The 11,954-nt window shown below is 63.3% G+C and carries 5 protein-coding genes and 1 riboswitch; all 5 genes read right to left on the bottom strand.

Annotation, left to right across the window (positions count from 1 at the left end):
- Positions 1-33: 33 nt before the first annotated feature.
- Positions 34-6,807 (bottom strand): OmpA family protein, encoded by a 6,774-nt coding sequence (locus tag KP004_RS17970; RefSeq protein WP_216799784.1) that lies wholly within the window; start codon positions 6,805-6,807, stop codon positions 34-36.
- Between the two features lie 22 nt (positions 6,808-6,829).
- Positions 6,830-8,089, bottom strand: a complete 1,260-nt coding sequence (locus KP004_RS17965) for a hypothetical protein (protein WP_216799783.1) — start codon at positions 8,087-8,089, stop codon at positions 6,830-6,832.
- A gap of 62 nt (positions 8,090-8,151) precedes the next feature.
- The gene (locus KP004_RS17960) at positions 8,152-9,627 is read right to left on the bottom strand and encodes a hypothetical protein (RefSeq protein WP_216799782.1); all 1,476 of its coding nucleotides are present in this window, start codon (positions 9,625-9,627) and stop codon (positions 8,152-8,154) included.
- A 145-nt stretch (positions 9,628-9,772) separates the two neighbouring features.
- A complete protein-coding gene (locus tag KP004_RS17955) occupies positions 9,773-10,270 on the bottom strand; it encodes a DUF11 domain-containing protein (RefSeq protein ID WP_216799781.1) in 498 nt (165 codons plus the stop codon).
- Positions 10,271-10,472: 202 nt separating this feature from the next.
- Positions 10,473-10,555: riboswitch (cyclic di-GMP riboswitch) on the bottom strand.
- 399 nt (positions 10,556-10,954) lie between these two features.
- A complete protein-coding gene (locus tag KP004_RS17950; protein ID WP_216799780.1) occupies positions 10,955-11,779 on the bottom strand; it encodes a hypothetical protein in 825 nt (274 codons plus the stop codon).
- Between the last annotated feature and the right edge of the window lie 175 nt (positions 11,780-11,954).

Genomic DNA, 11,954 nt, shown 5'->3' with positions numbered 1-11,954 from the left:
GAGCGGCCTTCGGTCACTGTCGCTTTGCTACGGTTATTCGCCCCGGTTCAGCGCGCCCAGCCCTTCCTTCACGGAATTCTGGTCGAACTTGAAGCGGAACTGTACGAAAGGTCCCTGGGCTGTGTAGTTGGCACCCGCGAAGTCGCGGTCGCGAAAGCCGACCAGGTTGTAGCCCAGGCTCAACCACGCGTTCTGCATGACGTTGTAGCCGACGGAGGCTCCCAGGCTGTAGTTCATCTGGCGCGCCTGCCAGCTGTGCAGCACCGAGCCGCGCAGGCCGAGGTCCCAGGTGTCGCTGAGGTCATGGCGTCCCTCGGCGCCGACAAGGTCGGTGACGCCGCTGAAATCCTGGTCGTCCAGTTGCTCCAGCACGTACTTCACGCCGTACTGCAGGGAGAGCTGGTTGTGCTTGTCCGGGCGGAAGTTGGCGTTGAAGTTGTTGACGATCCTCCTCCCCTGCGTGGAGGTGCCGGGGCTCTTTTCGTCCTTGAGGAGCAGGTCGACCCGGTCCAGGAGGATCCAGCGGGTCACCGGCGGCCGGTAGGCGAGCCCGAGCCTGAGGTCCGCGTCGGTGCTGCGGGCCCCGTCGGTCGAGGTGGTGTGCAAGACCTGCAGTTTGGCGATCCAGCCCCAGAACAGTCCCTGCTCGTTGGTCACACCGGTGATCGCTCCCCATTTGTCTTGGGTTTCGCCGTTACGGTACTCGACCCGGTTCGACCACAGGAGTTTCTTTTCCTGGTAGGTCGCCCCGAGGGAGACCGCGCTGTAGTCCTCGCCACCGGAGGCGCTGGGGACCTTGGCGTCGAAGTGGTAGCCGGCGCTTCTCCTGATGGTCTGGCTGCGGTCGAAGCCTCCGTCGAGGGCCCAGAAGCTGTTGACCTGCCATTTCTGGGCGAGCCCCACGTTGGCGAAGGTTCGCGTGTCGTTCTCCTTGCGGTCGTTGCCCACCGAGCTGGAGACGGTGCCGCCGCTCCAGGGGGTGGACTTCATGCCGACCCTGGTGGTGTCGGTGTCGGCGTCGGCGGCACGGGTAAACTCCTGCTGGGCGTAGAGGAGCAGCGACGGGTTAAGCTGAAAGTCTGCCCCCAGCACCGTCCGCGTCGGGTAGTCGGTGTTCTGGTTTTTGTTGAAGAGCGCCTGTTCATGGTCTGCCCGCAGGGTTAGACGCTTATTGAGGGTTTTCCAGCTCCCCCCGACCGTGCCCAGCACCGAGGTGGCATCGCTGCCGTCGGCGAGCGTGTCGTTGGCGTAGCGCAAGCCCGCCTTGCCGGTGAAGGTCTTGTCGGTATAGCCGAACTGACCTTCGGCGAAGTCTCTCACGGTGCCTCCGGTGAGGTTGTACTGGCGGTAGATCTGACTCCCGAGGCTCATTTCGCTATTTAAGCGGTAGGTTCCCTCCGCACCCAACTTGCGGGTTCCCGCCTCGCTTCCCTTCTGCTGTCCCAGGCCGAAATCAGCCTCCTGCTCGCGAAAGTACGCCTTTCCTTCCATCTGCTGATCCTGGTGGGTGATCTCGGCGAGGTAGGCGTTGCCGGAAGCCTTTTCGGTCGGCATGCTGCGCTGACTGGTTGCGACCTCCGCCCGCGCTTTGGTGCCGGGGCCGAGGGTCACGGTGGCGTCGGCGCCGTAGAGGTTGCTGTCGCCGCTGACATGTCCCTCATGAATGTAGCTGCCGCCGACCCTCAGTTTCCCGTCCAAGAGCTTAACACCGGCGCGGCCGCCGTAGGTGAGCGCATCGCTGCCCGCGTCGGTGATCTCGTAGTCGACCACGATGTAGATCGGGTTCAGCTGCTCGTCCCTAGTGAATACGGGGCTCTTGAAGAAGACGGCGCCCGCTTCGTAATCGATGCTGTAGTCGATGAAGCGGGTGAGGGTTTTGCTCTCGATCACGCGCTCGCTGTGGAACCGGTCACGCGATTCGATGGTGATCTGCTCCGAGTTCGCCACGAGGCCTTTCCGGCTCAGGCGGTACAGGCCGGAGGTGCCGTCGCCGCGCAGTTCGTCCTTAACGAAGGACTGGCCGGTCTCGCTGCCGAAGGCGGTGACTTCGAATTCCTTGGAACGATATTCGGTCTTCACGCCGTTGAGCCTGCGGCTGTAGCGGGAGAGTTCGGTAACCGACAGGCCGGTGTCGAAGTCGCCCAGCATGGCGTTGAACTGGTCGCGCTCAACTTTAAGGAACAGCTTCCTGCGGCTGGAGGCGTCGTAGGCCTGGGTCGTGGCGTCGCCGTAGAGCGCGTAGAAGGCGTTGGGATCGATGTTCTGGAACAGGGAATTCCCGGAGACGCCAGTGCTCTTCTTGGCGCTGTCGTAGGACATGGTGAGGAGCCACTCTCCCTTGACGGTCCCCTTGGCGTAGAGGGCGATCCGCCCTTCTTCGTAGAGGTGCTCCTCCGCACCGGCGCCCTTCAGGTTCTGCATGTGTCCGGCTGCCGTGTTGTAGCCGAGTGTCCCCTCGGCGAGGCCGACCAGGATCCAGTCGCGCATCTTCGGCTTGACGTAGGTTTCCAGGTCCAGGGTCGCCTTGTTATAGGCCACCTGCGCGCGATACAGACCACTTGCAGTCACCGGCTGGAACCTCATCCACCCCTGTGCGTCGACCGGGATCAGGCCGCTCCCCGCACTGACCGCGAGCGTTCCCGGTTCCAGGTACGGATGCAGTTCGCCCCCCTTGAGTGCGAGCTCGGTGCTGGCCGGCACCGGTTTGCCGTCCTGGTCCAGCAGTTCGATCCGCACGCGCACCGGGGTTCTGCCGTCGGCGACATTTCCCTCCGCCGATACCAGCCGGATGGCGGCGATCTCACCGGTGCGCGCCAGCTTGGCGTTGTGTTCGTAGCGTGCGACCCCGAAGCCGTCCATTCCCTTGAGTTGCAGGAGGTGATCGCCCTTGCTGCCGAAGTCGATGCCGATGTAGGTGTACAGGCTCTTTTCGCTCTCGGGGTCCTTCATCTTGAAACCGATCTTCTCGGCGGGGATCACCTGGCCGTCCAGGGTCAGCACCGGCGTGAGTGCCGAGTTCAGTACGATCTGGACCGCGTTGATCTGTGACGCGAGGACCGTTCCATCGGCAGGGGAGAGTATCCCCTCCTTCTCCTTGACGTGCAGATCGGCGTTGGGGTCGGCGGATTGGATCTTACCCTTGTTGATCTTTTCCTCGAAATCTCCGCTGTTGATCGAGTCCTGCTCGGCCTTGGCCTGGACCGGGGCGCCCCCCGGCAGCGGGGTGAGATCGGGACGGTTGATGTCCTCCATGTTGTCGGAGAGTTCCGCCGAGGCGTTCAGCATCTTGAGCGGCTTGCCTTGGGCACCGCAGAGTTCGACGCTTACGCTGCTGGTCGAGTTATCCTCCTTGACGTCGGGGTCCAGCAGTGCTTGCAGGTGCAGGTCCAGCTTGCCACCCTCCGCCAGCTTGTCGAAGTGATACACCAGTGCCGTGTCGGTTGCCTGCGGGTCCGGCGTGTCGCCGCCGGCAAGACGGGAGGTGCCGTTCATGTAGAGAAGGTTCTTGGGGAGTGTCAGCTTGACGGTGACTGTCTGCGGCGTCATGCCGGCAGTTGTCAGCTTGATGCGGTGGTGTACCACGCCATCGGCAAGCGCCGCGTAGAGTTCGACACGCTCGGCATCCTGGCCGGGCGCTGCAGTATGTACAGCCGGTACTGCCAGGACTGACGGACCCGCCGCCGCGGCCAGGGGTGCCGGACCAGTCGGACTGGCGGCCATCGGAGCAGACGCTGCCGGTACGTGCGCGGTAGCCGGCGCCGGTGCCGGTGCCGCCTGCGCACCGGCACCAGGCACGGCTGCCACTAGCGGCAACTGCTTTTTAACCGCGCTACGCTCTTTCACCACGGTCACCCTGGTGCTCTGCACGTTCTGCGACAGAGAAACTTTCACCTCCACGCGACGGTTGATGGCGCGGCCTGCCTCGGTGCGGTTACTCGCCACCGGCTCTTTGTCGCCGCGGCCGGTAAGATAGAGGGCCTCCGGCGGCAGGTGCAGGGCTGCCGTCAGGAAACGACCGACGTTTCTGGCCCGTGCAAAGGAGAGTGCGGTGTTGTCGGCGTAAATGCCACGACTGCGCGAAGCAATGCGTACCCCGTCGGTGTGGCCGGTAACCTCGATGCGGTCCAGGTTGTAGCGGCGAAGCAGCTCGACCAGCATGGCGAGCTGCTGGCGGTCCTCGTCGCTCAACTCGGATCCGAAAGTCGGGAAGTGCGGGTGCAGTACCACCGGCGGGAGCGAAACCTTGCTCTCTTCCTTGACCAGGGAGAGGATGTTGTCGACCTCCGGCGTCAGGATGTCTTTGCTCCTGGCGGTGTCGAAGGCAAGCCTTGCCTTGGTCTGAAGTGTTCCCGCCTGGCGGCCCTGTTCGACTCGGGCCTTGAACCTCAGTTCGGTACCCCAGGTTGCGTCGGCAGCACCCAATGCGTAGTTGAGCCGGTTGCCGTCAACCTGCGGGTCGGCATGAGGAGCACCGCCCAGGTTGCCGCTCCCTTTCTGGTAGATCACTCCGGGCGGCAAGTCGATGGTCAGTTGCAGGTTTTGCAGCGGAGCTCCGGCCGCCTGCATAGGTATCCGGTACTCGATCATGTCGCCGTTTTGGGCGCTGATCATTTCCAGACTCACCTCTCCCTGATACTTGAAATCCTCGGCAGGAGGCCCAACTGTCGTCGCCGGCCCGGCTGCTCCATTGCTCCCGGTTGCTGCTGGCACTGCTGCTGTCGGAGCCGGCACCGTTGCCGTTGCCGTTGCCGTTGCCGTTGCCGTTGCCGTTGCCGGTGCCGGTGCCGGTGCTGGTGCTGGTGCTGGTGCTGGTGCTGGTGCCGGTGCCGGTGCCGGTGCCGGTGCCGGTGCCGGTGCTGCCGGTGCTGCCGGTGCTGCTGCCGTGTCCCCGACCCTGCCCAGGTAGAAGTCGGTGCGCCACATGGTACCGCCTTGCAGCTCGGCAAACTGTGAGTAGGCGCGCCCGGCAAAGCGGCTGTTTTTCTCGCATTGCTGCACTCGGTACCCTTCCGGGATGGAGTCGATGTCGAGCTGCACCACGTGCGTCCCCGACGCCACCCCCTCGAAATGGAACATGCCGCGCTTGTCGCTGACCACAAAGGTGCCGTCCTCGAGGTAGATGCCGACGCCTTCCATCCCCTTCTTGTTGTCTTCGGCGTTCTCGCTGCAGGCACCTACGAAAACCCGCCCCATGATGATGTTGCGGCTCTGCAGGAAGGGCTCCTGCACCGTGACCGATGCGGTGGCGGGGGTCGCGCTGACCGGCGGGTTGCTGCTGGCCGAGGCGATGTTGACCGCGGTGCCGGGTTTGGCCCCTGCCCCGACCAGCACCACGTAACGGAGCAGCACCGAGGTGCCGGGAGGGATATGCCCGACGGCGAAGGTAAGGGTGCTGCCGTCGGCGGATATGGCCGGGTCGGATACTGCCGCGCCGTTCACCCGTACCGATCCCTTCTGGTACCGGAAACCGGCCGGGAGCTTGTCGGTGACCACGGCGTTGAATACCGTACCCACGGTGTCGGAGTTTTGCACCGTAACCTCGTAGCTCAGGTACTCACCCGTGGACACGACGCTCTTTCCTGCCGTCTTCCTGAGCCAAAGGGTGCCTATCTTCGGGTCGATGGGGATGTCCACCCTGATCGCCGGTCCGGCCTCGACGGTGAACGCCTCGCCGCGGGAGCCTGGCTCCAGGATGTTGAAAGGGGCGTGCGGAAGGGCTTGCAGCTTCGCCGTCGAGACGGTGGACGGAGCGGTATAACTCTGCGGCGGCGTTACCTTCAGCAGGTACTTGCCCGGGGCGACGAATGGGAAACGATAGCCCCCCGGGGTGAATGCGTAGGTTCTTCCTTCACTGTCGCTGGCGATCGAGCCTGAGACGACCGTGTTCGGATAGAGGTTGCCGGCGAGGCCGTTGTCGCCCAAGACGGTGGCCCCGCGCCCGGTGGTTGCGTCGATCAGTTCCACGGTGACGCCGTCGACCGGCTTGCCGGTGACGGAATCGAAGACGATACCGAAGGGGTCGACGATGGCGGCCGCTGCTGAGCTGTCGCTGCCGTCGACCTTATCCACGTACCACGCCTTGATGTCTGAAGCCTCGGTCACGCTGAGGATGCCGTTCTTGGCGATGCTACGCTCCGAACTGGTCTGGATGTACCCCACGAAGATGCCGGTATCGGGCCCCGTTTCCGTTAGCTGGAGCAGTTCGGTATCCCCCGTGGTCGGATCGGTGATAGTCACTTCCACCGTTTCCGCAACGGTGCTGTCCAGGTTCTGGTCCGGGTCGGTAACCCGCACGAAGAGGGGTTCACCGGCGTGGAAGGTGCTGGATGCGGTGAGCGCCACCGGGGTCGAGAGGTCGATGGTGCCCTGGTTGCCGACGGTGACCGGGGCCGGGAGGGGCGCAAGTCCCCCGGTGCTGTCGTAGTATGAGGTCACGGGAACCGTCATGCTGCTGGCGCCGGTGGTGCCGGGGGCGTACTTGAGAAACTGCGCAGTGGAGGCGGTGCGCGCCATAACGGTCACCGTGACCTGGCTGGAGACGGTGGGGAGCTGTTCGCAACGGAAGCTGGCGCGGTTGACGATCTGGTCGCCGTTGACCGCTGCCCACACCGCCTGGCTGGTAAGGAGCAGGGACAGCCCCAGGAGAAGTGAGGCCACCAGGCGGGCGACACGGCCGCGCTCCGGACGCAACTCCGCGGCAGCCCGCGGCACAGACGTGCCGCGGCCCCGCCGGTCGCCGCTGGCGCCGGCAAGCTCCCCGGCCCGGAGGCCGGAGAGGCTGCTTAGGATGTTGTGGATCCGGTTCATCGTCACGCTGCCGTGTGTCTCCCTACTTGATCTTCACCTGGTAGGCTACGGTGACCCCTTTGCCGATCGGGATGGTCCCGGGGGTGGTGGCGTTGGCGTTGACCCCGACGTTCACCACGAGGTTCGGGGAGTTTCCTGCCACGTAGCTTGCCTGGTACACACCGGCCGCCCCGGCCGTCATGGTCGAGGTGACGCCGTTGGTGTCGATGTAGAAGATCTGCCTGGAACCGGTGTAGGCGGCCTGCGGATCGGTGACGTAGGTGGTCGGCACGTAGTCCGAAATGGCGCACGAGGTGAGGTCGAAGGTGCTGGCGCCGCTGTTGGAAGCCTCGATCACGTACTCGATGGTGTCGCCGGGTTTGCCGGTGACCCCTCCGGTGTAATAGGGGAGCGAACCCGCGCCGGTATTACCTTCGACGGAGGTGTTGTAGTGCGCGGTGCCGGTTCCTGCCACCGGAGCGGTCACGTTGCGGGAGTACTTCTGGAACGTGATGGTCGGCGGCGTGGAGGTCCACTTGTTGGCCGGCGCCGTGGTGGCGGAGTTGGTCGGGAATCCGGGCGCGGTTACATCGGCCTTGACGGTCGTGGTGATGTCCAGGCCGAGGGTGCTGATGGTTCCCGGCTTCGCGGTGAGGTTCACCTGCTGGCGCTCGCCCACCTGGACGCCGGCCCCGAGGATGTCGCCCGCGGGAATGGCCTCGGTGTTGGCCCAGTTGATGGTGAAGGTGTTGCTGCCTGCGTTGTACTGGGTCGAAGTGACCTTGGGCGTGTAAGTGTGGCTGTTCACGGTGAAGACGATGATGTCGTTCACCGCGATGCCGTTCACCTCGGAGTCGGCGCTGATGGCGCCGCCGATCGGGGCCGGAACTACGATCGATGTGGTGCTGCCGGTGCCCGCGGTGATGGTGGCACCGAGGACCACGCTGGTGCCGCCGGTGACGCTCGCGCCGGTGGTGTTGCTCGAACCGGTGACGGAAGGGGTGACTGCGTAGGTGGCCGGGCCGTTGGCGGACGAGGTCACGGTGACGGTGTCGGAGATGCCCGGGGTGTCGGGGCCCTGGTAGGCGGCCACGCCGGTGGTGATGGTCACGTTCGGCAGTGCAGGCACCAGGTCGACCTTGACGGTGACCGAGCTCTCGGCGGTCAGGCCGCCGTTGTAGGAAAGCACCGCCCTGTTCACGATGGCGGTATTGGCGGCTGTGCTGGCAAAGGAAGCCTGCGCGCACAACACCGCCGCAGCGGCCAGCGCGAGCGCCAGCAGCGATTTCATTGCAGCTCTCATCTGTTTCTACCTCCTGGGCGGGCCCACCGGCACCGTTGCCGGCGCCGGTAGGCCGGGTCGGGTTAGTCCACCTTCACGCGGTATTTGATCGTGTAGGTGCGGTTCCACTGCAGCGGCGGGCAAAGGGCCTGGGTGTTCTTGGTGCTGTCGCTGCACGAAGGCACGGTGCCACCTGCCGAGGCGTTGGAGCCATGACCGAGGTAGAAGTTGAGTGCTGCGCCCGCCGTGACGGCGGCTGCCTTACCGAAGCCGACGGTCGGAGCGGGGGAGGCGGGCTGGGCCGCGACTTCACCGCTTGCGTCGACGGTGAGGTTGACCGTGTTCACGCCGTCGGAGAGCTGCGCGAAGTAACCGGTCCCGTCGGTGGATACGGTTCCGCCGTAGGTGTCTGTGAAGGTGACCAGCTTGGTGTAGGTGGGGATGTTGTCGATGACCGCGGCGGAGTTCGCCTGGCCGCCGTTGTTGGTCACGGTGACCAGGTACTCGAGGACCTTGCCCGGGTCGCTGGTGGCGGTGGCGGCGAAGCTGCCGTTGTCGGTGAAGTTCCGTACCTGCTTCAGGATCTCCAGTTTGGTGGCCAGGAAGTAGCCGGCGGGGCAGGTGTTGGCCGGGCTGTTGGTCGCGCTGCCGACGTATTGGGCGTTGTTGCTGGAGCTGTCGGTGACGGTGAGCTTGTAGTCAACGCTGGCGTCGAGGTCCTTGGCGTTGGACACCGCAGTGACATCGATCTTCACGATGGCCATCTCGCCGACCACGGTGCCGATTGCGGGAGCCGTGGTGTTGAAGGCCGGAGCAGTGCCGCCGTTACCGATGCCGCCCACGTTGGCGAAGGCTTCAACCTGGACCTGGTCGCGCTGCTCGTCGGTCTTGTTGCCGGTGGTGGAACTGGCGACGGCGCCGTTCACGGTGTAACCGGCGGCGTGGCCGAGGGTGACGTTCTTGACGAGATAGGCGGTTTTGGTTGCGCCGTAATCGACGACCACGATATCGCCGGCGGTGAAGCCGCCTTCAGCAGCGGTCTTCAGGGAGCCGCCCGGGAAGAGGAGGGTGTCGGTGCCGGAGGTGCCGACCACGATGGCGCTGTTCAGCACGAGGTCGCTGGCGGTAGTGGCTGCAGCCTGGACGGTGCCGTCCGCTTTCAGGATGGTGTAGGTCGCGCTGCTGGAGCTCGCATTGTGCGAAGCCTGCTCGATGCTGAGCTTGTAGGTGTCCTGGCCGTTGGCCGTTGCGGTCATGGCGTAGACGGCGCTGAAGGTGCCGCCGGAGGCGTAGCTGCCGGTGTTTGCGCAGCTGAAAGCCGGAGTGTAGTTGGCGGTACTGGGGGCGGTGGTGATGTTCAGGCCGGCCTTGACCAGGTTGACGGTGACCGACGTGGAGAATGCGGCGCTGAACGAGTTGGTCTTGGTCGCGTCGGTGTAATCCACCGTCACGACGTTGAGAATGGTGGTACCGGCGGTGGTGCTTGCCATGGCGGTTGCAGGAACGCCGGCTGCTGCCATGGCGCCGATTGCCAAGGCAGTCAAAAGAATGCGTTTCATAGGATCTCCTTTGTGTGATGCGTCATTTCAAATAAAAATTAAAGAACTGCTGTTACTGCAGGCATTCAGTTTTGGGGCATAGGCACTCCTTTTCAGATAGGTCTTATTTGTGATCGCACTTCTTAATCTGCGTTGAGTCCCGGAGTTACTTTACCTTTACCTTGAAATTGACCGATCCCGTGCTGCCGGCCGGCACCTGCGGGATAGTCCAGCGCACGTCGGTGTATTCATCCGGGGATGCCACTTTTTTCTCCATCTTCCCGGTGTTTCCCTTCAGTTCGTAGGTCAGCAGGGTCGGTTTCTTGAACGTCTTGCCCTTGTCGATGGAGAAGCTGAGGTCGCCGGTTTCACTGGCACTGCCCGGGATGTAGGAGGTGCCGGCGGGGATCGGGTCGCTGATTACGACATCCCTGGCGGTCTCGTTGCCGGAGTTGTGGTAGCTGAGGGTGTAGATGATCTCTTCACCCGGTTGCACGCCCTTGGCGGCCACGCGCTTCTTCACCTGTTTTCCCTTAGCCGTTACGCTCACCTCTTTCTCTGCTTTCATGGTGATGGTGACTTTGGGTTGTGCCCAGGCGGTAAAGGGCATTGCTGCCAGGACGAGGGCGACGGCTGCGGTAGCTAACTTCTTGTTTGTTCGCATTTTTACTTCTCCTTTTTGTGCGTTTGCTGCTCTGGTTGACGGAATGTTAGTTTCTTCTTGTTATGTAATAAGTCCTGCTTATACGGGTATTTGCGCTGTCTGGTGGATTGGATACAAAAATGCCCGTCTTCATGTACATGGAGACGGGCATCTCTGCCGCAGGGAAGACGTTATCCTCCCGCGGGCCTGACTCCGGATGCTCTTCGGTAGCCCGGCTGTCCCCTTGTTGAAAGTGGACCCGTGGCTTTGCGTCGCCGGATTGCTCCGGGTTTGCCCTTATCGGAGTGAGGTATGGGGCGGGTTAGGCTCAGATCATAGGTGCTCCTGGAAGTACTCTTTTAAGTTAATGATTTATGGTGGTTACGCAGTTGTTCTCAGACCGGATTACACTGTCGCCAGCATAATTGTTTACAAATCGGTGCAACAATACCAAAAAGCGTGAAAAACATAAAGTTTTTTTTCCAATGAGAATGAAGTCGTTTGAAAAGGCAGAGGGTGCCGTTACCTTTTCGATGCCGTGCCTCAGGATGGGCTCCTGGCGCGGCTCCACAGATGGCGGGCAGCAACGGTGACGGGATGGCACGGCGGGAACAGCGAGGTGGGCAGCTGGGGGCGGAGAGGCTGCGGTGTCGGAAGGCGAAACGGAGTGGGAGCCGGCGAGATGCCGGCCCCCTTGGCGGCGAATCAGTTGGTGTTGAGCAGCACCTTGAGCGCGGAGATCTCGTCGGCGGTAAGGGTGACTCCCTGGTGGCCGGCGACCCCTGCTGCGTACCGGGCCGGGACATAGCCCCCCTTGAGGGCAAGATCCGGGGCACCGGAGGCGCTGGGGTCATACCCCCCGAGTGCGTGGCAGGAGGCGCAGTGGGACTGGTAGGTCGGCTGCGCGGCCAGGGCCAACGAACCGGGCGCCGGGAGCACGGCGCCGTAGCTGTCGACCACGAAATCGAAGCTGGCTGCTACGGTGTAGGTCGGCTTGGCCGGGTCGTTGTCGTCTTCGACCACGGCGTTGTAGGACCCGCTGATACGGTCGCCGGAGTTGCCGCCGTACCGGCTGAAGCTTATGGTGCCGCCGACGGTACGCAGAAGGGTCGACGTATGACCGTTCAGGAAGTAGAGGTTGCCGGGGAAAGACGGGGCCCCGCCGGCGTTACCCAGGGCGTAGGTCGTCTGGGCCGTGATGGCGGCGCCGGGAGCGATGTCGATGCGGGAGACGGTTTTGTAGGCCGGATCGTTAAGGCTGGAGGCAATGGCGGCGCGGAACACGATACCGAGGTTGGAGAGGCTTGAGGAGAGGTAGGTGGCGTTCTCAAGTCCGTAGCCGTCACTGGTGACCGTGTAGGAGTTGTTTGCGCCCTCGGGGGTCGTGTTGATGCCGGTCGGGGTCGTCCCTCCGCCACCCCCCCCGCAGCCGGCAAGAAGGGCGATCGACAGCGCCAGGGCCAAGATCCCGGTTCTGGCAACGAAGCCAGCTTTGCACTGGTCGATGTCTGTTGTTTTGTCAGCGTTCATGGAAGCCCCCTGTTACGTGTTGCTACCTCTGTTACACACAAGGTGCCAGAAACATTTAATGTGAGAATCCCGTCCTATGTGCTTCACTTATCGGCGTTAATTCTTTTGAACTGCAGGGATTTTGCGGCCGGTTTTCAAAAAGTTGCTGTTCAGGGTTTGCGCAGCTTCGCTGCCT

The sequence above is a fragment of the Geomonas oryzisoli genome, from assembly GCF_018986915.1.
Classification (GTDB): Bacteria; Desulfobacterota; Desulfuromonadia; order Geobacterales; family Geobacteraceae; genus Geomonas; species Geomonas oryzisoli.
Note: the sequence above shows the minus strand (reverse complement) of the source record. Positions and strands in the feature narration are given on the sequence as shown.